A 25,302-nucleotide genomic window follows, 5' to 3' on the forward strand; every position below is an offset into this window, starting at 1 on the left:
ACGTTTGCAAATGATAAAATGTGGTATATTATTACAGCCAGTCTGTAAAGATGCCATCAACATTGGTTGGTAAATCTCAGCGCAGCTGAGTAGTATAAAAGGGAAAAGAAAGGGGAAACGATGAAATCGATCCGATTACGTCTTATCACGTTGTTTACCGCACTGATTCTGGTGGTTACCGGTATTCTGGGGGTTATTGTGGTTAATCAGTTCACCAGCGTTTTAGAGGAAGATGCACATGAACAATTACAGAGTACGGCGGAGGTTCAGGCCCGCTATATCGAAGCGAGAATAAACAATCAGCTGAACTATATGGAAGGTTTGGCACAAAATTCACTGATTCTGGATCCGGCGGTGTCAAAAGAACAACGGGTAGCTTTTTTTGAAGGTGAAGCGGCTCGAGTCGGTTATGATGCCTTTGTTCTAGCAGATTTAAGCGGCAATGGGGTTACCCAGAGTGCTGCTGGCGATGCCGTTAATGTGGCTGATCGAAGTTATTTTAAAGGTGCTGCCGCCGGGGTGCCGACCGTCTCGGACATCACCATCAGTCGGGTTACCGGTGAACCGGTATTACTTTTTGCGACACCAGTTTATCAAAACGGAGCGATCGCCGCTGTCCTTTATGGAAGAAAAGAAGGGAAGACGCTCAGCAATATTGTTGGCGAAGTTACCTATGGTGAAACGGGTTTTGGTTCATTGATCAACAATGACGGGATTGCAGTCGGAAATGCCGATCTGGAGCTGGTTAAGCAGCAGTTTAATTTTGCCAAAGCAGACGAAGAAAATCCGGATTATGCGCAATTAGCTGAATTGGTGCGTAGTAAGATGACAACCCGGGAACCGGGATTTGGAGATTACAGTCTGGAAGGAAAGGACTTTTTAGTTGGCTATGCACCGGTTGAAAGGACGCCCTGGGTTTTATCGGTAGCGATGGATCAGATTGAACTGGATGCCCAGGTGGCAGAGGTTCGCAATACGATCATCACAGTAATTGTGCTGGCAATTATCGTCGCTGCATTTGCGGTATTTCTCATCAGTGGAACCATTTCAAAACCGATTGTGGCGACAACAGAAGAGCTTAATCGGCTGGCAGGTTTTGATTTTCGCTATGACGAACATTCCAATGCTGGCAAATATATTAATCGCCAGGATGAAATTGGAACCATGCTAAAGGCCGTTGCAACTATGCAACAGAATGTTCAGGACAATCTGATTGATAAACTTGAACATATCGCACAGGGAAATCTGGATGATGAAATTATTATGGTTGGAGATCATGATCAGGTTGGCCCGGCATTGCAGGACACGCAGGAAGCCATCAAAACCCTGATTACCGATACCAATATGTTAGTTAGCGCTGCCGTGGAAGGTCGATTGGATGAGCGGGCGGATGAAACCAAATACGATGGGGATTACCAAAAGGTGATCGCTGGGGTCAATGCGACTCTGGATGCTGTTGTTGAACCAATCAAAGAAGCTTCGGTGGTACTTGAAGCCATGGCCCAGGGTAATCTTGACCAGGATATGCAGGGGAATTATCGGGGTGAGCATGCAGTCATTAAAATTTCAGTGAATAAGACCTTTGAGAGCATTAAAATGCTGGTAAGTGACACGAATTATTTAGTAGCCGCTGCCGTCGCTGGAGAACTGGACACCCGGGCTGATACAACCAAACATCGTGGCGAATATGCCAGAATTATTTCTGGGGTCAATGCGACGTTGGATGCAATGGCAGAGCCGATTCACGAGGCATCGGTGGTACTTGAAGCGATGGCTCAGGGTAATCTTGATCAGGGAATGGAAGGCAACTATAAAGGTGAATATGCCCGGATTAAAGAGTCTGTAAACCGTACCTTTGAAAGTATTAAAATGCTGGTGGGAGACACCAATCGTCTGGTGGATTCGGCAGTGGCGGGCGATCTGAATGCCCGGGCTGACACCAATAAACACAGCGGTGAATATGCCCGGATTGTTGCCGGCATCAATGCTACCCTGGAAGCCACCGTGGCACCAATACAGGAAGCCAATCTGGTACTGGAAGAAGTAGCCAACGGCAGCTTGAAGTTACGGATGGTCGGAGACTATAAGGGTGAGCATTCAGCAATTAAAGATTCGTTAAACAGTACCCTGGACTTTTTACAGGGAATTGTTGATGAGGTGTCTGAGATTCTTGATCAGATGGCCAATTCAAATATGGCTGTTAGCATCATCGGCGATTATAAAGGCGATTTTGAACCGATTAAAACCGCCCTTAACCATATTATTGAAGCCTTTAATGGGATTTTAAAAGATATGAATGAAGCCGCCGATCAGGTATCTGCCGGTGCTTCACAGGTATCAGATGGCAGTCAGATGCTGGCCCAGGGTTCAACTGAACAGGCTGCTGCCATCCAGCAATTGAGCTCCTCCATTGATGAAATTGCTGATAAAACCAAAGATAACGCCAAACGGGCCAGCGAAGCCAACATGCTTTCAACGACAGCCCAGGAAAAAGCCCAAAAAGGGAATGATAGCATGCGCCAACTTCAGGCGTCTATGGATGAAATCAACCAGGCCTCGGGAAATATTTCAAAAATCATCAAGGTTATTGACGATATCGCTTTCCAGACCAATATCCTGTCACTGAATGCGGCCGTGGAAGCGGCCCGGGCTGGCCAACATGGCAAGGGCTTTGCGGTGGTGGCAGAAGAGGTTAGAAGCCTGGTCGCCCGAAGTGCTGAAGCAGCCAAGGAAACCACGGTTTTAATTGAAGGTTCGGTGAAAAAAACGGAGGGTGGTAATGCAATTGCTGATGAAACAGCCATTGCATTGGAAGAAATTGTCGAAGAAATTACCAAGGCTGCGCAATTGGTTCAGGAAATTGCGGAAGCCTCCAATGATCAAGCCACCAACATCACCCAGATAAATCTGGGGGTTGATCAGGTCTCCCAGGTTGTCCAGGGAAATACAGCTACAGCCGAGCAGTCAGCCGCTGCCAGTGAAGAATTATCGGGTCAATCGCAATTACTAAAAGAAATGATATCACGGTTTAAACTTAAAAGATAAGACTAAAAAAAGACAAGGAAGCATTTTTCCTTGTCTTTTTATTGATAGAGGAGCATCGCTCCAGGATAAAAAGTGTTTTTGGGGCAGATAGGATATTATTCTTCTTTGGCCCAATCATCAAAACCCTGCATAACCTTATCATAGGTTTGCTGGGAGATCTCAGGGAGTTCGCCACCAAAGGCTTTTTTGGCACTTTCAAAACCTTCTTTAAAAGCGTTTCTCAGGGTTTCGATCTTGCTTTTATCACCGCCGGAGAGGGCTTTAGCAAAATCAATAATTCGTTCGGATGTTTTGTTGACGCCAAAATAGCCGTCTTCAGAAATCGCTTCCTGAGCTGCTGCCTGGGTTTCAGAATCGACCGTGATTTGAACATCTTTTCCTTCTGCCAGATCTTTAAGAACCTGACTGACTTTTTTGCCCTGTTTTTCAATCATGGTCTCAACCATTTTTTTGAACGACTCCGTGTTACGGGCAAAATCCTGTTTGATTTCGTTGATCTTTTTACGGTCGACCGTGTAGGTTCCGATGTCTTGTGAAGTTGCTGTGCCAAGTTCAATGGAGTCGAGTTTTTGCACGACTGACTGAACCTTATCTGCAGCTTCGGGTTCAACTTTAACGTCAGCATTTTGAGTAACGCCTTTGGTTTGAATCGCTTGATTCAAGGACTTGTTGGCATCAATTGCATTTGTATTCATAACAGCCTCCTTATTTAATATAATAGTAACGAGCTTCTCTAAACTATATCGACATAATTCGGTCAAAAATAACATTTATTTTAAATATCACAGGTAAAAAATGTCCTTTCAGATTACAAGGCTGAAAGGACATTTTTTATCCGATCTGTTTTATTGACGACAAAGTGCGTAATGATTTTTCGGGGTGTTGTGATGGCACTTCATTGGTTTCATGTTTTAGTTGTTCTGTTTCACAGGAAACCAGTTTAATTTGATCCGCTGCAATGTTTTGCAGGTAGGTCACAAAGTAATCATTAATAATTGCTGTTTCATCGGGTTTATCAGGAGTGATGGTCACAAAGCCCGATAAAAATGTCAACCATGGCCGGGTGCTTGCTTTAATGTCTTGAATCCACTTCATTTGATGAACCTCCTGTTTTCCGGTAATAGTTTTTTGTAAGGGAGACGTGTTGGTCGATGTGGTTTTCATCTGAGATTATTTGAATCGTATTGATTCGTGCTTACTATTAATATCGCCATAGTTTATAATAACTTTAGGATTTATGGTTAAAGATAAGCAGACTTTTGCCAGAGAATAAAAATTATCATTTGCGGCTATCATACGTTTAATCTGAGCGATTGATAGAACCTGCATTATCATTGTTTAAACAGTTTGACGGACAATAATCAATAAAAGCGCTTGATAAAATTAAAACACAGTGATATACTGAAAAACAATAAGTTAGAAAATGCTAACTTATTGTTTTGGGCTTTGAGTTAGTCTTATCTAATAAAGAAAAATGCGGGAGTTAAGAATGGTGAATACAAAAAAGGATCAGATCTTTACTGAAATATATATGGGGATCCACTGCATACTGGTGTTAGTGGTACTGGTTTATTATTTTTTTTCTCAGATGATGACAGAAATGATGACAATCATGCTGATTGCTTATGGAATCTATATTGGTTTTGAGCTTTACCTCCTTGCCATCGGGAAAATCCTGAAACTGGAAAATTTGTTAGGTGGTTATTTTCAAAGTATTGTGGACGTTCTTTTTATTTCCATCTGCAGTATCTATCTGAACAGCTTTTTTTTCCTGGTTCTGCCGATTCTTTGCCTATTTATCCTGACGGCCAGTCTAGCCAATGATCGTACGAAAAGTATCGTTCATGGGCTGCTTGCGACGTTTGGCTATCTGTTGGTGGGAATTTTAACGAATTATTTTTCTGGAGGTGTCATTTTTATTCAGGGAGTGTTGCTGATGGGTTTTAGTTTTTTTGTTGGTGAATTGAACCAGTTAATCAGTGATGTTTACAAGCGAAACCACTATGCAATGGAAGAAATCGAATATAAAAACCAATTACTGGAGTACCGGGCGACGACCGATTTTTTGACCGACTTGTCCAATCATCAAGCTTTCTATCAGTCATTGGAAGTGATTGCCGAAAAACATGCACCAATTACCCTGATTCTTTTGGATATTGATGATTTTAAGACCGTCAATGATGTCTATGGCCATCTATCAGGAGACTATGTGATCCGGGAGGTTTCTCAGATAATAAAAAAACAGCTTCGCAGCTCAGATATTGGGGCACGATATGGCGGGGAAGAGTTTGCAATATTGTTACCGGGAACGGGGCAACCCTTGGGCCAGCGAATCGCCGAACGCATTTGTGAAACGGTTGCGAAATACCCTTTCGAATTTGACCATCAGACGATGCAAATAACCCTTTCTGCCGGGGTTTGTCATTCTACGGTGGCGTTAAACCGGGGAGAACAGACGATGCTGGTGGATCAGGCCGACGAAGCTTTATATTGTTCAAAAAGAAACGGCAAGAATCGGGTTACCAGCGCCCAATTCAAATGAGAGCCAAACCAAGGAGAGGAGAGTTAGATGACTGAAAAAAAAGCATCCCAAGACATTTATGTTTTTTCCAGGTATTTAACTGAAGTGGATCAGCGCTATCGTTTAGCTGGTAATCAGGAGATATTTAATGGAAATTTTAGAAGTTATATCAAGCGGCTGATTGCCAAACTAAAGGTGACATCTTTCAGAGATCTGGAAAAATACCGAAATCCCCGATGTGCCAGTAATTGTCTGCCGGGTCACTCAATCCGAACCGCCTTACTGGCCATGAGTCTGGGGCAGGAGCTGGGATTGAGGGAAGTGGAAATCACCGAAATTGGGGTGGGCGCTTTGCTTCATGACATTGGCAAACTTTTTCTACCACGGGAAATACTGGATAAGCCATGCAAACTCAGCGATCAGGAATTTGCAGTAATTAAAACCCATTCGGAAATTGGCTATCAGGTACTCAGTGGACAGAAATGGCTGCCCCAGGCGAGCATTGATATTGTTCATAATCATCATGAGCGATTGGATGGGAGCGGCTATCCCAGGCATCTGATTGGGGATGAGATCCATCTCTATCAGCGGATTGTCGGCGTGGCTGATGTATTTGATGCCATGACCAGTAAGCGCAATTACCGGGAGGCGTTGAGCTATGAATTGGCATTTCAGGAAATCATTAACGAATCACCCCAGCTACTGGATGGACGAATTGTGTTTTTGTTAGATGATCTCATTAAACGAAATAAGCCGACAGAAAGAGAATCATCCGAGCGATTAAAAAAGAGGAGAGAGATATGCCATTATCCATGTGTCGAATAGGTAGTACGGTTATTGTGAAAGCGTTAAGTCTGGATGAAGAACTGTCTAAAAGGCTTTACAGCATGGGGCTGATTCGGGGCGCTGTGCTTAAAGTCATTTCCACCGAGCATCAGGGCCCCATGACCATCGAGCTATTGGGGAGTCAGCTGGTCCTGGGTTATGAGATTGTTGCTAAAATTCAGGTTGAAACTGCAAAATATCGTTAAAGGGTTATTTTTAAGTAGACGACCATAAAGGCAAAAAATAAGGTGATCGAAAGACAGATTTCATTAAAACCGAGTTCAAAAGAACGGATAAAGGCTAAAGGATTTCTTTTTTTGAATAAGCTGCGGTAAATCAATAGTCCCAGCAAAATTGAGCCCACAAAAAGCAGCATTTTTTCACCATAGGATAACGGGTTTATCGTCAAACTAATATTAAAAAGGATGGCGATCAAGTCACTGCCAAAAATTCCGCCGAGAAAACACAGCATGCTTAGGGTTAATACGACGGCCTTCTCCAAAATATCGGAGTTGGCTGCTTCTTTTTTGTCGGAGTGGCCGAACAGAAGCTGACCGTATTTCATAAAAACGATGATGGTTCCCAGATTAATCAGAATCAGACCCGATTCGATCCAACTACCGCTGGCGCCAGTAGCGATCAAAAATTTGGAGATACTGCCATTAAACAGCGGTGCCCCAATGATCCCTAAAATTGATAAGATCGTTGCTACGCCGACGGCGGGCATGTGTGAATAAACACCATGGATCTCGCTGATCTTTCGAGTTTTATACTCGGAGATGATCATCCCGGCGGTGAGAAATAGTGTTGATTTAAAAATAGCGTGATTCATCAGATGATAAAGGCCACCCCAGTAAGCCGCAGGATTATTCAGACTGATGCCGATCATAATAACCCCAATCTGTGATACCGTTGAATATGCCAACAGCAGTTTAATATCCGTTTGAGCCAGAGCCAGCATAAAACCGACGACAGCGGTGATAAAACCGAGGATCACAAACAGTTCTGAGGTATCAATCAGGGGCGCAAAGGTGGTCTGCAACCGGAGGAAAACGTAAATGCCGGTTTTAACATACAGGCCGGACAGGATAGCCGAAACAACTGACGGGGCGCTGGGGGTCCCGTGAGCTTTGGGCAGCCAACTAAAAAGCGGCATCAAGGCAGCTTTTAAACTAATAGCGGTGATCATAAAGGCATACGGCAGAATCAGGCTGGCGGGATTGTTAACCTGACTGAGTGCCGCTTCCAGAGCATAAAAATCAAGAACGCCGATTTTTTTATAAAGCATCCCCAGACCCATTAAGAAAAATGACATGGCGACTACATTGATCAAAAAATACATCATCCCATCGTATACAGAAACACTTGCCTGTTTATACATAATCAATATGGTAATAATCAGGGTGGCGGCTTCAATCAGAACAAATATGTTAAATACGTCATTGGAAAGAAAAATTCCAATAATTAGGCTTTCCAGACCAAGAAAAAGAAAGAAGAAAAGGTGGTCGGCATAATTTTTGTTGTGAACAAAAATGACCATTGCCAGGAATAAAAAACAGCTTAAAAAAACCATGGCAGTGGCCAGTAAATCTGCCCTTAAAGTGATGCCGATGGTATCCGGCCAGCTTCCGATGTTTTCCAGTAGCGGACCATTTTGACGTACCTCAACAAAGATCATGGTAACGGCAGCCAATAAGGCGGTTTGAAAGAGAACCATGATTTTTTTTGCGGCTTTAATGGGCATCAGTTTTGCAGTGGTGCCAATAATGAGCGGGGATAAAATAAGCCAGTGCAGACTAATCATGGCGATTCCTTTTTTTCATGACTTTTTGCCAGTTGGTTGATCCAAAGCGATGATAGAGATGAATAAACAGTGTTAAACCCGCCGCTGTCACTCCGATGCCGATGACAATATCGGTAATCATCAAGGCCTGGGGAAGCGGGTCGGCGACCAGTAACATCTGGTTTACATCGCCAATCGGTGGGACGCTCCCAGGAGCTACATTGGTACTAACAAAGTATAATATGATCGCCACTTGCATGATACTGATAGACATGATTGATTTGATGATATTTCTGCGGGCGATCAGTCCATAAACGCCCACAAAAAAAAGTACAATACTGATGGTTTCGCCATTAAGTGCAATCATAAAATTCCTCCTTCATAAAAGGCAAATCTGAAAAAGATGATGGTAAAACCGCTGCAGACTTTTAAACCAATTAAAAAATTCATTGCGATCAGATAGATCAGGTTCATTATTTCGGTATGGTTGGCGGTGGCTGAAAACAAAAAAAAGGTCGGATAAAGGATAATACAGACAAACAGAATTTTTTCAGCGGTTTTTAGTGTTCTTAACCGGATACACCGATTCGGATCGACCAGATACCGGGTGATAAATACAGCAGCCAGCACAGCCCCGCCCTGGAATCCCCCACCGGGGCTGGCATGACCGTTTAAAATAATGTAAAAACCAAACAATAAAATAAAGGGATACAAGAGTCCGGTCATCCGGGTGATAATTTCAGAATTGTCAGTCATCACTGCGCCTCCAGGATAAATTGACAACTGCGGATACACTGACAAGCAGAATTAGGGTTTCAAAGATACTGTCAAATACCCGGTAGTTTAAATAAATTGCGGCGACGGCATTTTGGGTATGGGTATCGGCGTTGAAATGGTCAAGATAAAAACGGGCAATTTCTGGAGGCGGCAACCAGTGGGGCATCAAAATTGACAAAAAGAACCAGAGCGGCAAGGGTAGCGGCAAAAATCAGGGTTATAATTCTACGCTTCATTATCGTCTCCTTCGGTATAGCGAATCAAATGAATGTTCAGGTCGCCATGGTTTGTCAACAAATGATCTTCAAGGGCATCCAGCTGATAGTCATCGACACTGCCATAAATCCAGAATTTTTGGTCAGTTTGACAGATGGCCAGATCAAATTTATCCTGAGTCAGAATGGTCTTTATGGGTTTTTCAGAATAAATGATCTGAGGTTCCATTTCCCGTTTGACCAGAAACGATTCAAGACTGTTTAAGAACGGGGAATTATTCGTTAGATTGCGACGATTCGGATCGTTTGGATCACTACAAAAATAAATAGTGAAGATCTGATATTTTTTGAGTGCCACCAGATATAAAACGGTCGTGATGGTCGTACCGATAACCGCTTCAGCAATGGCCACATCCGGGGCACCGTAAAGCAGATAAAGAAAGGAACTGATCAGCGAGAAAACTCCCAGATAGACAACCGCCCGCCGTAATTTTTGGGTGTTCAGAGCGATGATGGCCAGAACAACCAGGGTGATCAGAAGGATGTTTGTCGTCATAGTCGGGTATCCTGATTGATGGTATAGCCACTTAAAAAAGCTGATCGGGCGATGGCATGGGTGGAAAGAGGATTGGTGATCATCACCAGTAGAGTAATCAGCATGATTTTCATAGCAGCATAGCTAAACCCCGACAAAATAATGAGACCGATCATGATGGTTAAAAAACCGACCGTTTCAATTTTGGCAGAAATAAGAATCCGGGAGTAAAAATCTTTAAAGCGAAACAGGCCAATTACCCCCAGTGCCATAAAAATAAGGGCAATGGTGACAAGCAGATAGGCCAGCAAGTCGATCATGACAGGTCTCCTTTCTTTTCAATGAATCGGGCAATCAGCACCGTACCGATAAACCCCAGCAGTGCATAAACCAGGGCTACATCCATTAAATAGGACTGATCCGTAATCAGTGCCAGGAGAACGATTGACATGATAATTTTTGCTGAAATAGTATTTAGTCCCAGCAGGCGGTCCCAAATCGTTGGCCCCAGAATAACCCGGATAAGCACCAGAACAATATAGATAGCAATAATCAATAAGGTTGTTTCTAAAAATGTCATCGATCCAAACTCCTTAATATCATTTCATAGGGAGAACAGATTTTTCCTTCGGCGATATCAGTAAAGCTCTTTTCATCGGCGAAAGCCAGAATTTTAAGCTGTCGCCCATTCTTGCCAAGAGTCACAGTGCCGGGTGTCAGGGTAATGGCATTGGCCAAAAGACAGATGCCCAGATCACTATGGATACAGGTTTCGTACTCGATGATCTTGACAGTATCCTCACACTTAAGGGTTTTTAAAATTGCGAAAAAGCCGGAGCGGTAAATCTGAAAAAATAAATAGATAGCGTAACGAAAAAGCACTTCTGATTTAACAACATAAGCACTCTGATAGTCATTTTCCAGCAAGTAACGGTTGGTGAAAAATAAGGCGACTGACGAAAAAAACAGACCCACCAGAATCTGGGATAAAGCCAGACTTTCATTTAAAATAAGCCAAAAACCAGTAAAAATAAAAAGCAGAACAAGGTTATCAATCAGTTTTTTCATACAAACTCCTTAAACGTGGCGTTATGATCAGGGGAGTCATTTTTATTATAATCAAGCTAAGCACGCACTGTCAACCACATGCTTTTATCGGACATTCTAAAAATTAGAGTCGCCGGTATCGAATTAAGAACAGTTTTGAAGGATGAAAATGAGGCCTGGTTTGGATAAAACCAGGCCTCGAAATGGTGAGGACAAAACTTTTAATACTTATCCATATCCAGATCATCAAGAATGATGCTTGGTTCTGGTGCCGGGGTGATAACCGGTTTTACCGGGGAAGCGGAAGTTGATCGTGCAGTTTTGCTGGAAGCACTCGTGGTTTTTAGCTTAAACGCTTCAACCATATGTTTTAGCATCTCAGCTTGACCAGAGAGCTCTTCACTGGCAGCGGCACTTTCTTCGGCAGTGGCGGAATTGGTTTGAACAACCTGTGAAACCTGCTCAATACCCTGGGTAATCTGGGCGATTTCAGAAGCCTGATCATTGGAGGCCCGGGCAATGGTGCCAACCAAGCCAGCAACTTTGTCAATCTGATTGAGAATTTCTTTCAGGCTTTCGGCGGTGTCATCAGCAATTTTTGTTCCGACACTAACCTTATCAATCGAGCCTTCAATTAAGCCCGTGGTCTCTTTGGCAGCTTCAGCACTTCGGGCAGCCAGGGTTCTAACTTCTTCAGCGACAACAGCAAACCCTTTACCATGCTGACCAGCCCGGGCTGCTTCCACGGCCGCATTCAAAGCCAGGATATTGGTCTGGAAAGCAATGTCATCAATTACCTTGATAATCTTCGAAATATTATTCGAGGAATCATTGATGTCACCCATCGCCCCGATCATCGTAGCCATCTGACTATTGCCTTTTTCGGCATTGGCGCGAACATTGACAGCCAGTTCGTTGGCTTCATTGGCATTCATGGCATTTCGCTTGGTTTCGCTGGCAACCTCTTCAATGGAGGCCGTCAGTTGTTGAATGGCGCTGGCCTGTTCGGTGGTACCTTGCGATAGGGCCTGTCCACCATCAGATATCTGTTTGGCCCCCATGTCAACCTGTCCGGCAGCCACGTTGATTTCGGTCATGGTGTTGCTTAGCGTACTGGTGATCTCATTTAGGGCTGCTTTAATGGCCTGGAAATCACCCAGATACTCGGTAGTAATTTGTTGATCCAGGTTGCCACGACCAATTTCTTCCAGCGTAACCGTAATTTCATCCACATACCGTTTCAGGAAGGCAATGGTTTGATTCATGTTGTCTTTAATTAAGGTATAATCACCATTATAGTGGCCAACCATTCCGGTGTTCAGGTTGCCCTGGGCCAGTTCTTTCAAGGTCGCTGATGCTTCTTGAACCGGTTCCACAACGGCATCCAAGGTAGCGTTGACGCCGTCGACGATCCGGGCAAAATCGCCCTGATGGCGGCTGGCATCAGCCCGGGTATTCAAGCGGCCGGCAATACCGGCCTCGGCCAACATGGTGGCATCACTGATCAGGTTATCCACTGAATTTTTTACTTCACCAAGGGTGTTGCCAATTTCATGGAACTGCGCACTGACTTCAGTGGTGTATTCATCGGGCTCACCAACATTCAGATCGAAGTCCAGATCGCCTGCTGATAAACGGATCAGATTGTTGCCAAGTCGTGATACTTCTGTTTTGGTATAGTCGCTAACCCGGATAATCGGGGTTAAATCGGTGACGATTTCGACGAAGCCAATGTTTTCGCCTTTTTTGTTTTTGAGATAGGCGGTATCCTGTTTATTACTTCGTCCGACCCATTCGAAATAGCTGTCATTCAAGCCTTGGTCGACCAGTCGCCGGATCCCACAGCCTTCGGTACGGCAAATATCGGCATTGGCATTGTAGCAGTCCATGCCACAGGCAGACGTACGATCCGTGATGACATTATTGGCGATCATCAGGTCTTCAAATGGCTTATTCATGAAGGTCCATTTCATATCATTATCGGTGACATGAAGCGGGAATGGAATAGCATCAACAATTGCTTCGTACCAGACCATTTTATCAACAACGGTATCCAGAGTGGCGTTAACACCTTCCACTATTTCTCTAAAACCGCCCTTAAATGCATCGGAGTCGCCACGGGTTTCCCATTGTCCGGCGATTGCTGCATTTGATAGCATAGTGGCTTCACTGATTAGACTACGGATGGTTTCAATGGTCAGTTTGAGTGCTGGTGAAAGTTCATCTTGGGCATCTTTTGGTTCCACATCCGTACTGACATCACCATTGGAAATCTGGTTCATAGTGCCAATGACAACGGTTTGAATGTCATCGGAGAAGGTATCCATGGATTCGGCCATTTCGCCGATTTCATCTTTTCGTTTCATGTTAAGGCGCATCGTGAAATGTCCCAGACTCATTTCTTTGATCATTTGATTAGCCTGTTGCAGGGGCTTGCTGATCATCGAACGGAGGATTAAACCAAAAGCAATAGCGACTGCAAAGGCCACAAGGGTGACGATAATCATGGTGGTCATCGCTGCATTGGCAGTGGCCGCATCTAACTCAGCGCCTTTTTGGGCTTCTGCCAGTTTCATCGGCACCAGCTCGTTAATTAAATCCATTTGAGCCGCTGCCGCAATTTCATAAGAACCGGTATCGGCAAGCAGGGCAAAGGCTTCAGCATCCCGATTCTGGATGGCCAGTTCTTTGACCTTTTCAAATTCCTGAGCCAAAACTTTTCGGGCTTCCACAAATTCGTCAAAGACGGCCTGCATTTCGGGGTCGACGATGGTTTCTGCAAAAGCCGCTGCCGCCTCATCAATTTCGCCGTTACGGATGATAACCTTGTCCGCATTGGACTGAATCAGCTCGGGGCTGTTTTCGATGATCATATCCCGGACGATCACCCGCATTCGCTGGTAGGAGGTGGAAATTTGACCAACCTCGGCAATTGGCAAGGTCATTTTTTCGTAGTGAATTTTGTTGGAATTTTGGAGCGTCTGCATATTCATAATACCGACGAGACCAACAACCCCAGTGATAAGGGCCACAATCAGGAAGCTTACAATCAGTTTTGTACCAATTTTTAGATTAAGAATCCATCGCATTTTTTATTCCCCCTTTATTTCGGATAAAATAATTCCTCTTTCGGGGTTTATTTACCCGAATCAGACAAACAGTAACAGCATAAGCGCATAAAATAATTAATTAAATTAAAAAGGCCGTGGGAGAATAAAAAAAGCGTTTAAAAAAGGCTTATCGCACAAAAAACCTCAGGTTGTCATGATCGGACAACCTGAGGCCTAGCTTGGGTCAGTGCCTAATTAAAGTTGGATTGCGGTTTAGCGTGAGAAAACGTTACTGGGATGATCAGATAACCGGCATCAGTATTTGTCCATTTCCATGTCATCCAGTAGGATTTGCACTGCAGGTTCGGGGACCGGGGACTCTGGTTTTAAAGGCGCAGCAGCTTTAAAGGTGGTTTGGGTGGCAGTTTTAAGTTTAAAGGCACCCACCATTTCTTTGAGCATTTCGGCCTGTCCAGTCAGCTCTTCACTGGCGGCACTTTCTTCGGCAGTAGCTGAGTTGGTCTGAACCACCTGGGAAACCTGCTCAATACCCTGGGTAATCTGGGCGATTTCGGAAGCCTGTTCGTTGGAGGCTTGGGCAATATCGCCGACCAGACCGGTTACTTTTTCGATTTCATCAAGAATTTCTTTGAGACTGATAGCGGTGTCGTCGGCGATTTTTGTGCCCAGGTTAACCTTATCGATTGAGCCTTCGATGAGTCCAGTGGTTTCCTTGGCGGCTTCTGCGCTTCGGGCGACCAGACTTCGGACTTCTTCAGCAACAACGGCAAAACCTTTACCGTGCTGACCGGCCCGGGCCGCTTCAACGGCGGCATTGAGCGCCAGAATATTAGTCTGGAAGGCGATGTCGTCGATCACCTTGATAATCTTGGAAATATCATTGGATGACATATTGATATCACTCATGGCAGCAATCATTTTTGTCATTTGCGTGTTGCCGACTTCGGCATTGGTGCGTACCTCAATGGCCCGCTCGTTGGCTTCGTTAGCCCGAATGGCGTTTTTCTTGGTTTCTCCAGCGACTTCTTCGATGGATGCGGTCAATTCCTGGATTGAGCTTGCTTGTTCAGTGGTACCCTGGGCCAGCGCCTGACCACCGTCAGAAATCTGACGGGCGCCCACTTCAACCTGACCAGCTGCCACATCGATGTCGGTCATGGTGGTGCTGAGGTTGGTATTAATATCATTAAGAGACGTTTTAATCGCCTGGAAGTCGCCCAGATAATCGCTGGTGATTTCCTGGCTCAGGTTACCTCGGCCCATTTCTTCCAAGGTGCTGGTTATTTCGCCAACGTATTGGTTTAGGAAGTTGATGGTACGGTTTAATGCTTCTTTGATCTGAGCATGGTCACCCCGGTAGTCACCGCTCATTTGGGTATGGAGATTGCCCTGGGACAATTGGGTAAGCGTCGCCGAAGCTTCTTCAATGGGGGCAATCACTGCATCCAAAGTCTGATTAAATCCGGTAACGATTTTTCCAAAGTCGCCCGGGAAGCCGGAGACATCACCGCGATTGCTTAAATTACCTTCAATGGCAATGCTGGCCATTTTTTCAGTTTCATTGACCAGGTTAAGAATATTCTGAATCATGGCCACAAGGGCGGGAATCAGCGTATCGTTGTCACTACGTTTACCGATTTTTGATAATACTTCCAGATCACACATGTTCCCATTGGCGATATTGGTAGAGATTTCAACAATTCGGGTCAGTCGGGTGTGGACATCATTAATGGAATGGCCGATTTCAGCATAAATACCCAGATAATTCGTCGGCATGGTTTCAGAATAATCATTGAGACTCATTTTACCAAGAATCCGATTGCTTTCTTTAAGGGCTCCCAGGCCGTCAATACAGGCATTGATGCTATTTTTCAGGGTATTAAAATCGCCGTTATAGGTGGCGGTGATCTTTTCGGGGATCTGTCCCTTGCCGATGCGTTCCACATAATCAGCCGCCACATTAAGAGGTCCGACAACGGCGTCGAGGGTGTTATTGACACCTACAACAATATCTTTAAAACCGCCTTTGAAAGCTTCGGTATCGCCTCGGGTTGACAATTCTCCAGCCACACCGGCCTGAGATAGCATAGTCGCTTCATTAATCAGACCCCGAATCGATTCGATGGTCTTTTTAAGCGCCGGTTTGATTTCATCCTGAGCATCGAGAACTTCGATGTCAGCTGAAACGTCGCCATCAGAGATCTGGTTCATCACCTCAATGACATCGGTCTGAAGATTATCGGCAAAATTATCCATGGCCAGTGCCATCTCACCAATTTCATCTTTGGATTCCATATTAAGGCGGGTACTCAAGTGACCGAGGCCCATTTCTTTAATCATGTGGTTGACTTTCTTAATTGGGTCGGTAATCCGTTTAGAAATTAAATAACAGAAGATCAGACTGACTGCCAAAACCATTATCGAAATCAGGACACTATTTAAAATAGCGCCTGGCAAGGCTGACAGGACTTCATCGGACTCGATGGTTTGGATAACAGTCCAATCCATACCATCAACTTTTGACGAGGCCATATAATATTCCTGATTATTCAGGGTATAGGTTGATGCAGTTGAATCCTGCTCCAGGGCCGCCCCAATGGCGGTGCTTAATTCTTTAAAATTGGCATCGGTTTCCGCCAAGGTAATGGGATTCATCTGGTTGACTACATTATCCCGATCGGGATGAGAGATGGCAGTACCGGTGGAATCGACAATGTAGGTATAACCGGTCTCGCCAAACTTCATCGAATCGGTTATATCGTTGAGAAACCAGGCGTTGGCTACCGCAACCAGGACGCCGGTGATGGCACCGTTTTCATAAATCGGTACCGAGTAGGCCATGATCAAAGCGCCATTGTCATCTGGATTGACGCTGATCACCGGGTTCATGGTACCCCGCTCACCGGCGGCGGAAGCATGAAAATAATCCCGTTTGGTAATATCAACAATTTGCCCCCGATCACCGTAACTGTCAGACAGGTAGAGGTTGCCATTGAGATCGGAAACACCAATCCGCAGGAAGCGATTGGAGCTACTGACATCATTTTTCAGGATCGCCATTTTTTCATTGATTGGGACGCTTTGGGAAAAAATTTTATCCCGGGAAGCAATCCCCTCAAGATAAATATAATTCTGTTCGTTTCGACTGCTGATGATATCCGCTGAATTTTGCGCCTGGGTCTCCAGCGATTTCTCAGCTTCGGACACCACTGCGTTCGTTAAGGCGTTTATCGAAACAAAGGTAAAGATGGCACAGACAACCAGAATCAGTCCGGAGAAATAAACCATGAGTTTTGTTCGAATGCTTTTCATATACACCACTCCTTTTAGATTAATAATCATAGATAATTGCGATAGGCTTTAACGTTTTGTTTGATTTTTGTAGTATCACAATTAGCTCCAGTAATCACCATGAATCCGATGATTAATAAAACAGGAAATTAACTACTAGTGTAACCGTTTTTATCAGGTTGATCAATGGTGAATTCGGCCAGGCTCTGTAATTTTTAAACAACAACCGGATTAATAGTTAGTATACCCAGAAATGATGCGGACATTCGCAAATTAATAGTCGAATGAACAAGCCAAAGAGGATAGGCCGATCATGAATGAGCTTTCGCAAATTAAGTGGTATTTATTTGCGCTTAATACAAAAAAGCAATAGACTTATTTTCCCCGATTTGTTAAGATAAACATACCTAAAATGGTGGTGCAATTGGAGCCAGGCGAAGGCTGGAAGCAATTGAATTACCACGGCATTTAATGCCACAAACAAAAAAACAGATAGCAGGAGGAAAAAATGGCAATTTTTGAACGTCTAAGTGACTTGTTAAAGGCGAATGTAAATGACATGCTGGATAAGGCTGAAGATCCGGAAAAAATGGTAAAGCAGATTATCATTGATATGGAAGCACAGGTTAACAGTGCCACCCAGGCTTTGGGTGCAGCGATGGGCAGTGAAAAACAGGCTTTAAAACAATTGGAATCCGCTAAAGCAGCTTCAGCAGACTGGAGCGACAAAGCAAAAACAGCATTGAAGGCTGGCAATGAAGAACTGGCAAAAAAAGCGCTGGCTCAAAAAACCAGTGTCGATGCGGATCTGGTTCAATTTCAGGCAGCTTATGACTCGATGAGCATGCAAGTTGGTCAGTTAAAAGATCAGGTGCGTCAGTTAAAAGCTAAGCTCGAAGAAGCCCGGATGAAACAGAATATGCTGATCGCCCGTTCAAAAATGGCCGATGCGCAGAAAAGTGTCAGCACGTCTTTAAACAGCACCGATAGCACCAGTGCCTTCACCAAGCTCGATAAAATGGAACAGAAGGTTAATGCCAAAGAAGCAGAAGCCCAGGCATTTACTGAAATGGCAGGCGAAAACACCAGTCTGGAAGATGAATTCGAAGCCCTGGAAAAAAATGCTGCCGTCGATGACGAATTGGCCAAGCTAAAAGCTGAATTGGGAATCGAATAAAACCATGGCTTTTATAATTGGATTACTGATTATGATTGCAGGGATTTGCTATGCTGTTTTTGTTTTGAAAAAAAGCAAAACAAAAGCTCAGGAAATCCAGTTTCAACAGACGACCTGCATCAAAGATGTTTTGGACATTGTCGGGGACTTATCCAGTTTGGATGAGAATTACCGGCATTACAGTGAGGTCAAGGGGCATCTTCACAGTGTATCAGGTGATGTGGAGGCTCCATTTTCCCAGCGGCCAGTGGCGTATTATGAGAATGAAGTATTTTCTGTTCACGAAGAAACCAGAACCGAACGGGATGATAAGGGCAATACCCGAACCATTACCGATAAGGTAGAAACTTCTTTGTCCAGCGAAAAGAGTCCGGTGGAAGTTTATCTGTCAGACAGCAGCTCCGATGAAAAAGTTTATATCGATATGGCTAGTTTTGGTGCTGATGTGGATTTAATGCCCGGCTGCAACCGGATGGAATCGGCAGATTCCAACTGGGTCAGGGATAATTTTAATTTCAGCTTTTCAAACCCCCGGGGCTCCCGTTTTCTGGGTTATCGCTTTTTTGAAGAGATACTGCCAGAAAATCAGCCGATGTATATCCTGGGTGAAATTCATAAGCGGGGCAACCGGCTTTATGTGGGGCGATCGGTGACCACAAAAAAACCATCCCACGTAACTTATAAATCAGAAGAAGAATTATTGGATGACGTTAAAAATGAAAAATTTGTAGCGTTGGCAATTGCTGTTGGCAGTGTTATTGCCGGTATTGCCGTGATGTTTTTATTCTCTTAGATTAATACAAAGCGGTACAGCAGATTATAAAACATAGGCCCCCGATGATGGACATCATCGGGGGCCTTTTTAAACGCTGAGCTTAAAAGTGGCTAAGCCTGAAGCTGCCAGTTTTTACAAACATCTGACCAGGCTACACTTTTTGAATATTTCTCCAACTCATCAATGGTCAATTCAATGGCACTGTTACTACTGCCACAGGCGGGAAAGACGGTTTCGAATCGCTTTAGGGAATGATCGAGATAAACGTCCACATCATCATTGACGGCGAAGGGGCAGACACCGCCGATACCGTGACCGATGTAGCGATCAACTTCGTCCGGAGTAAGCATTTTTGCCTTGGTTTTAAAATGAGCTTTGAATTTAGCATTATCGATTTTCGCATCGCCTGCGGTCACGACCAGCACACATTTCTCCTCCAATTTAAAGGATAAGGTTTTGGCGATCCGCTCTGGAGCGCATCCTAACGCTTGAGCTACCAGTTCCACGGTTGCCGAAGACGTCTCAAATTCCTGAATTCGAGCGTCCAAATTCCACTGACTAAAATAGTCTCGTACTTTTTCTATTGCCATTTTCTTTGCTCCTTTTCTCGCTGAGGTTTTGGTCATAATCAATTTATTTTAACATATTTTAAAGAACAAATGACAGGTTGATCAATGAATAAATCGGAAAAACACAACAAAAAAAGCAGTGATCCCGAATGGATGCGCTGCTTTTTTTATATTAGGAATGAAAAGAAAAAGGGGAGATGTTTATCTCTTAAATGAATGATACCCCTTAAACCTTTAGTGAAACTTGGAATTCAGAAATTATTAAGAAATATCAAACATGCATAAAGGATAAACATAACTATCGATTGATAAAAGCCCCCGTTACGGTTATAATTCCAGTAACAATAAAAATTCCTGAAAAGGGTTTTTCGGCAAACATTAAAAAATTGTCAGGAACGCTTATAATCGTGTTAGTCAGGTAAAAAATATGGAGAAAGCAATTGAGGTAACGTTGATGAGATTTAAAAAGGCGCTGGTCTTGCTGCTGGTTATGGTTTTAGTCGGTGGCTCCTGTCCCCTGGGGGTTCTTGCTGAAGGTCAGACCATGGTTATTCAAAGTTTGGATGAGGTCGCAAATCTTGATGCCAGTTCAGACATCACAGATCAAATTATTGTTATTTATAAAAACCAGTCCACCATTGGCAGTCTTGGCCTGACCACTCAGGATATTAAGGGTGGTGAGTCTTTAAATGCTCAGGTGGATCTTATCGAAGTGGCCGACTCGGCGGATGTCGATGCTCTGGTCGCCCAATTATCAGAAAACCCCAATGTTCTGGTAGCTGAAAAAAATTCGTATCTCCAAACTTCAGCACTACCGAATGATCCCGATTTGTCGAAGGCCTGGCAGTTCGAACGGGTTGGTGCCGATGAAACCTGGAACAAGGTCGATAATTCAGAAACCGTGGTGGTGGCGGTTATTGATACTGGTTTAAATACTCAGCATCCGGATCTTGCTGATAATGTGGTAACGGGTTATGATTATGTCGAAGGAACCACTGAGATGGTGGATTTATCGGGGCATGGCACCCTGGTTTCGGGTTGTGTGGCGGCAGTGGCAAATAATGGTATCGGCATGGCCGGAATAACTGGAACGGCCAATATCAAGGTAGCGCCCTATCGGGTCGGCGGCTTGTCGGATGGCGACAAGAATCTGGATGTCGGCTATATTTGCGCCGCCTTGTATGAAGCGGCGGCCCGAACGGATGTAAAAGTAATTAATATGAGCTTCGGCGGCTATATGGTTTCAGCAGCTTTGCGGACAGCCGTGGAAAATGCCGCCAATGCCGGAAAGGTGCTGGTTGCAGCGGCCGGAAATGAAGGCAGTAACGCCAATTACAGCGGCGAGCTGGCAGTACCGGCATCCTACAATAATGTTATTTCGGTGGGAGCTACCGATAATACCAACAACATTGCCTACTTTTCTCAACACAACAGTTTGGTTGATCTATGTGCCCCAGGTCAGAAGATTTATTCGACCACCCATGATGGTACATATGAGGAATCCTCCGGAACATCTTTTGCCAGCCCCATCACCGCCGGTGCCTGTGCGGTTTTAATGGCCGCTGATCACACCATGACAAGTCAACAGGTGGAAACCCTGCTGAAGGAAACGGCCTTGGATTTTGGGGCCAAAGGCCGAGATGATTACTATGGTTATGGGATGATTCAGTTGGATGCTGCCCTGGCGCAGGTAACTCCGAGCAATCCATTGACGATTGATGCGTTTACGGTTGATAAACCAACCGGACAAACACTGGGAACGCAGCTGACGTTAACTGCGACTGCCAGCGGTGGTGAAGGGAATTATCAATATGGATTTTATTATGAATTAAATGGTCAAACCACTACCATCCAGGATTATAGTAGCACTGCCACGGCGGTCTTTACGCCAACTGCTGCGGGAATCTACACCTTGTCGGTCCAGGTGCTGGACGAAAAGGGTAATACCGTTAAAAAATCCATTGTCAATTATGTAATCAAAGAAAAGGCCGCACCAACCATTGAATACCGCACCCATGTCCAAAATGTCGGTTGGCAGAGCGTAGTAGCTGACGGTGCCGTCAGCGGAACCGAAGGGAAGTCACTGCGGCTGGAAGCCATCGAGATCAATACCATTACAAAAAACTATGATCTGGGGGTAAAGTATAAAACCCATGTCCAGAACATTGGCTGGCAGAATTTTGTGGCTGATGGCGCTTTAAGCGGAACCGAAGGGCAATCGTTGCGGTTGGAAGCCATTGCCATCGAATTAAGCGGTAATGATGCTGATCTTTTTGATGTATACTACCAGGTACATGCCCAGAATGTTGGATGGATGGGGTGGGCCTGTAATGGCCAACCTGCCGGAACCGCCGGTTTTGGCTATCGACTGGAGGGCATTCGGATTGAGATTGTTCCTAAAGGCAGTGCGGCACCCGGTTCAACGGTTAACCCCTATATTGAAAAGTGACGAATAAAATTTTTGAGCCCGCTTAGGCTGGGCTCAGAAAGAAGACAAACCCGATTACAGGGAAGAAAAGCTGTAATCGGGTTTTATTATTGATACAAAAGGTGTATTACTGATCGCAAAACGAAATAACTCTAAAAATTTATCGTGTTTCAGATGCGTTGTCAGGTAAGTTTGCATTTATTGAAGATTAGAATGGGTATAAAAACTAATACGAGAATTCTATTATCAGTGGTGGATAATAACGGAGGGCATAAATGAAACAGGGACACTATTCGCAGCGGGGTTGGCTGGTCTGTAAAAGAGCGTTAGCAATGATGAATCTTCTCGTTTTTTTTTCGGGGGTGATTCTTTCAGGTATTTACGCCACAGGTGGTGATGAGGTGACTTCCAGGGAGAACATTTTGATTATCCATTCATACAATCAGGGATTTTCCTGGACTGATGCGCTTCATCAAGGCATTACCGAGAACCTTTCAGATACCAATTACACTATCTACACGGAGTATCTGGATGCCTATCGGGATACTCCCCTGGATCAAAACACCATTGAAAAAATTAAACATTACGCAACCAAAGACATCGCTGCCATTGTAGTTACCGATAATACGGCCTTTGAATTGATCTTATCATTAAAGGATGAATATTTTCCTGACGTTCCAGTTTTATTTGCCGGAGTAAACGGGGGGCTGCCGCTTGAGCTACCCTTTAATGACATTAAGGGTATCCTTCAGAATGTCGACTATGAAGCGTTTTTTGTATGGTTGGGTACTGCCATGCCGCAAATAAAGGATCTATTGATTTGTGGAGCAGATACCACAACGACCCGGGGCACCTATGAACAAATGGTGGCGGCTTACGATAATCTGGCGGATGATCAGCGTAGCTTCAACTTACATCTCATAAAAATAGAGGATTATGACCAGCAATTGGAAGAAATAGCCGGTTATGACAAAGCATCCACAGCCCTATATACGGCAGGTTCATTCGGGGTGTTGAATCACGATCAGTACACCAATATGTTGTCGGCAAATTCGAACTTGCCAACTTTCTGTGGCGTTTCAACATCAATCACCAACCAGGTGATTGGTGGATTTGTGGTATCTCCCTATGAGCACGGGCGTATTATTGGTGAAGATATCCTGGCATTATCGGCAGGTCGTTCCATTGAATCTATACCGATTATAAAAGAACCGGTGCAACAGAAAATTTTTAATTATTATGGCATGAAGGCGTTTAATCTCCCCGAGGAGCGTCTGCCACCCAATAATATCATCATTAATAAACCGCAGAGCAATTACGTTTTGACCTTGAATCAGGTGATTCTGATCAGCTTTATCATGATCCTGATGGCTGTCATTATTTCTGCACTGCTGATCATCATGACTATTCGAAAAAAGTCCCACCTGGCTTTGGCAAACGCCAATGAAGAATTATATCGCCGAAAAATGGAACTGGAGCAAAAAAGTGAGAAGCTGCAGATCAGTCAGGACGAGTTGACCCGGAATGTCAGTTTATTGATGAATGCCAATCAAAAAATTTCATACCTTTTGGATTACAACCAGTTAACCGGTGTGCTCAATGAAATCCGGTTTAATACGCTGCTGGAAACAAATTTTTTAAAAGATCAGGACATTACCATTATCAATTTAACCATTACCAATCTCAATGAGTTGACATATAGTCACGGCAAGGAAATTTACGCCGCTATTCTCAGAAGCATTGCTGAATTTCTAGAAGGCATTACCAAAGAGCGGGATCTGATCGGTTTGTCCAGTAATAATGACTTTTTAATTGCTACGGAAGGTATTCACAAAGAAGAATCACAGTTAATTTGCCAGATGATCAATTTCTTTGATAAGCCCCTGGTGTTAGACCTGTTTACGGTCATTATAAAATACAAAATCGGCATCGCCTACTACCCGTTACAGACCGAGTCCTACTCAGAACTGCTACAAATGAGCCGACTGGCAATTACCCCGGTGATCAATAATGTTCTGATTAATGTTTCGCACTACGATCAATCAATTATGGATAAAATCCTTCATGAAAATGCCATTAAAAATGAAATTGAAACGGCACTGGAAGCCAGAGAATTTGTGCTTTATTATCAACCCAAGTATGCCAATGATGGTACGACGATGTTGGGACTGGAGGCATTGATCCGTTGGCAGCAAAAGGATGGCTCACTTAAATCGCCGGGCTATTTCATTGATATTGCCGAACAGTCTGGTCAAATAATCAACATCGGTTTTTATGTAATCGAGCGGGTATGTCAGTCGATTGTCGAGTATAATCTGGTCAACAGAGAAATGCCGGTGGCCATCAATTTTTCCGGTCAGCATTTTGCCAGCCGGGATATTTTGTATAAGTTGCTGGACGCGGTCAACCGTTATCATATTCCTCCACACTTACTGGAGATTGAGATAACCGAGACTGCATTAATTACGAACAAAGAGTATGGTGCTGCCATTTTGTCCGAACTACGGGAACTGGGATTCCTGGTCACCCTGGATGATTTCGGCACCGGGTATGCATCCATTGATTACATCAAAAATCTGCCGATTGACCGGTTAAAGATCGACCAAAGTTATGCTAAGCGATTGGAAGATATAAAAAGTCGGAAGCTACTAAAAACAATGATCCAAATGGCTCATGAATTGTCCTTTGAGGTCACCGTGGAAGGGGTGGAAACCCGGGAACAGTTTGAAATTATCAAGACCTTTGAACCCAAAGAATTTCAGGGGTATTATTTCAAGCGCCCGGTGCCTTTGACGGAATTATTTAAAACAAACGAATAAACAAGCTGAGAAGTTCAATTGGAAGCAAACAATTAGACTTTTTTTAAGCAAAAAAATCAATCAGAATAAATGTTAAAAAGGCATTTATGAAAAGGTAGCAGATTTATTTAGTATATCTGTCCGGGAAGGGTATATAAAAAATATCATTGTCGTCGATCGTGCGAATGGTCTTTTGGATTTGTCGGGTAAGTTTATGGGTAAGTGCGAAATGAAAAAGCATCGAACAATGGTTGCTTTGAGTGCAGTTTCCACAACAATAAGAAATCGCGATGCGAATTTCTTATTGTTCGCGGGCAGTCGCCAACTACAAACCAGCTTGTGATTGGCTCATTGCCTTCACGAAAACAATTTTGTAACGTGTAGGCGAACAGTTCAGAGAACTGTCCGCCGTACAGTGTAAAAATTGTTTCGTCGAAACTGGGCG

At 44.1% G+C, this 25,302-nt stretch carries 20 protein-coding genes; 8 read left to right on the forward strand and 12 right to left on the reverse strand.

All coding sequences use genetic code 11. The annotated features are described in order from the left end of the window. Positions 1-120: 120 nt before the first annotated feature. A complete protein-coding gene (locus tag CHL1_RS06025) occupies positions 121-3,045 on the forward strand; it encodes a methyl-accepting chemotaxis protein (RefSeq protein ID WP_250935279.1) in 2,925 nt (974 codons plus the stop codon). 95 nt (positions 3,046-3,140) lie between these two features. On the opposite strand, the gene CHL1_RS06030 is transcribed toward CHL1_RS06025, so the two are convergent. Both CHL1_RS06030 and CHL1_RS06035 read right to left on the reverse strand, forming a co-directional pair. Then, positions 3,141-3,740: a hypothetical protein gene (locus tag CHL1_RS06030; RefSeq protein WP_250935281.1), complete on the reverse strand. Its 600-nt coding sequence runs from the start codon at positions 3,738-3,740 to the stop codon at positions 3,141-3,143. 136 nt (positions 3,741-3,876) lie between these two features. Beyond that, a complete protein-coding gene (locus CHL1_RS06035) occupies positions 3,877-4,140 on the reverse strand; it encodes a hypothetical protein (RefSeq protein WP_228880467.1) in 264 nt (87 codons plus the stop codon). Positions 4,141-4,534: 394 nt separating this feature from the next. Between CHL1_RS06035 and CHL1_RS06040 the strand changes: the two genes are divergently transcribed. The 3 genes from CHL1_RS06040 to CHL1_RS06050 are packed head-to-tail and all read left to right on the forward strand — an operon-like array spanning position 4,535 to position 6,597. Then, positions 4,535-5,587, forward strand: coding sequence for a GGDEF domain-containing protein (locus CHL1_RS06040; RefSeq protein WP_228880473.1), 1,053 nt, complete (start codon positions 4,535-4,537; stop codon positions 5,585-5,587). 27 nt (positions 5,588-5,614) lie between these two features. Continuing rightward, positions 5,615-6,391: an HD-GYP domain-containing protein gene (locus CHL1_RS06045; RefSeq protein WP_070371259.1), complete on the forward strand. Its 777-nt coding sequence runs from the start codon at positions 5,615-5,617 to the stop codon at positions 6,389-6,391. Then, positions 6,367-6,597 carry a FeoA family protein gene (locus tag CHL1_RS06050; RefSeq protein ID WP_148637693.1) on the forward strand — a complete coding sequence of 77 codons (231 nt, stop codon included), beginning with the start codon at positions 6,367-6,369 and terminating at the stop codon, positions 6,595-6,597. The genes CHL1_RS06045 and CHL1_RS06050 overlap by 25 nt, the downstream gene beginning before the upstream one ends. On the opposite strand, the gene CHL1_RS06055 is transcribed toward CHL1_RS06050, so the two are convergent. From CHL1_RS06055 to CHL1_RS06095, 9 genes are all read right to left on the reverse strand, one after another. Next, a complete protein-coding gene (locus CHL1_RS06055) occupies positions 6,594-8,195 on the reverse strand; it encodes a complex I subunit 5 family protein (protein WP_148637694.1) in 1,602 nt (533 codons plus the stop codon). The genes CHL1_RS06050 and CHL1_RS06055 overlap by 4 nt on opposite strands. Further along, the gene (locus CHL1_RS06060; protein WP_250935282.1) at positions 8,188-8,541 is read right to left on the reverse strand and encodes a sodium:proton antiporter; all 354 of its coding nucleotides are present in this window, start codon (positions 8,539-8,541) and stop codon (positions 8,188-8,190) included. The genes CHL1_RS06055 and CHL1_RS06060 overlap by 8 nt, the downstream gene beginning before the upstream one ends. Further along, entirely contained in the window at positions 8,538-8,930 is a 393-nt protein-coding gene (locus tag CHL1_RS06065) for an MnhB domain-containing protein (protein ID WP_250935284.1), read from the reverse strand. Before CHL1_RS06065 ends, CHL1_RS06060 begins: the two co-directional genes overlap by 4 nt. A 246-nt stretch (positions 8,931-9,176) precedes the next feature. Beyond that, positions 9,177-9,722, reverse strand: a complete 546-nt coding sequence (locus tag CHL1_RS06070; protein ID WP_250935286.1) for a Na(+)/H(+) antiporter subunit B — start codon at positions 9,720-9,722, stop codon at positions 9,177-9,179. Further along, positions 9,719-10,021 (reverse strand): monovalent cation/H(+) antiporter subunit G, encoded by a 303-nt coding sequence (gene mnhG, locus CHL1_RS06075; protein ID WP_070371266.1) that lies wholly within the window; start codon positions 10,019-10,021, stop codon positions 9,719-9,721. Before mnhG ends, CHL1_RS06070 begins: the two co-directional genes overlap by 4 nt. Then, the gene (locus tag CHL1_RS06080; protein ID WP_070371267.1) at positions 10,018-10,281 is read right to left on the reverse strand and encodes an MrpF/PhaF family protein; all 264 of its coding nucleotides are present in this window, start codon (positions 10,279-10,281) and stop codon (positions 10,018-10,020) included. Before CHL1_RS06080 ends, mnhG begins: the two co-directional genes overlap by 4 nt. Further along, positions 10,278-10,769: a Na+/H+ antiporter subunit E gene (locus tag CHL1_RS06085; protein WP_250935288.1), complete on the reverse strand. Its 492-nt coding sequence runs from the start codon at positions 10,767-10,769 to the stop codon at positions 10,278-10,280. Before CHL1_RS06085 ends, CHL1_RS06080 begins: the two co-directional genes overlap by 4 nt. 200 nt (positions 10,770-10,969) lie before the next feature. After that, complete coding sequence (locus tag CHL1_RS06090; protein ID WP_250935290.1) at positions 10,970-13,837, reverse strand: methyl-accepting chemotaxis protein; 2,868 nt, start codon at positions 13,835-13,837, stop codon at positions 10,970-10,972. Positions 13,838-14,113: 276 nt separating this feature from the next. Further along, entirely contained in the window at positions 14,114-17,131 is a 3,018-nt protein-coding gene (locus CHL1_RS06095) for a methyl-accepting chemotaxis protein (RefSeq protein ID WP_250935291.1), read from the reverse strand. Positions 17,132-17,618: 487 nt separating this feature from the next. Between CHL1_RS06095 and CHL1_RS06100 the strand changes: the two genes are divergently transcribed. Both CHL1_RS06100 and CHL1_RS06105 read left to right on the forward strand, forming a co-directional pair. Beyond that, positions 17,619-18,287 carry a PspA/IM30 family protein gene (locus CHL1_RS06100; protein ID WP_070371271.1) on the forward strand — a complete coding sequence of 223 codons (669 nt, stop codon included), beginning with the start codon at positions 17,619-17,621 and terminating at the stop codon, positions 18,285-18,287. A 4-nt stretch (positions 18,288-18,291) separates the two neighbouring features. Beyond that, positions 18,292-19,080 (forward strand): GIDE domain-containing protein, encoded by a 789-nt coding sequence (locus CHL1_RS06105; protein ID WP_148637697.1) that lies wholly within the window; start codon positions 18,292-18,294, stop codon positions 19,078-19,080. Positions 19,081-19,172: 92 nt separating this feature from the next. Here the strand turns inward: CHL1_RS06105 and CHL1_RS06110 are convergent, their stop codons facing one another. Continuing rightward, complete coding sequence (locus tag CHL1_RS06110) at positions 19,173-19,652, reverse strand: YbaK/EbsC family protein (protein ID WP_250935293.1); 480 nt, start codon at positions 19,650-19,652, stop codon at positions 19,173-19,175. 406 nt (positions 19,653-20,058) lie between these two features. Between CHL1_RS06110 and CHL1_RS06115 the strand changes: the two genes are divergently transcribed. Both CHL1_RS06115 and CHL1_RS06120 read left to right on the forward strand, forming a co-directional pair. Beyond that, positions 20,059-22,080: a S8 family serine peptidase gene (locus CHL1_RS06115; protein WP_250935295.1), complete on the forward strand. Its 2,022-nt coding sequence runs from the start codon at positions 20,059-20,061 to the stop codon at positions 22,078-22,080. Between the two features lie 254 nt (positions 22,081-22,334). After that, positions 22,335-24,878, forward strand: coding sequence for a bifunctional diguanylate cyclase/phosphodiesterase (locus CHL1_RS06120; RefSeq protein ID WP_250935297.1), 2,544 nt, complete (start codon positions 22,335-22,337; stop codon positions 24,876-24,878). Positions 24,879-25,302 lie beyond the last annotated feature (424 nt).

The organism is Acetobacterium wieringae, from assembly GCF_023700225.1.
Lineage (GTDB): Bacteria > Bacillota > Clostridia > Eubacteriales > Eubacteriaceae > Acetobacterium > Acetobacterium wieringae.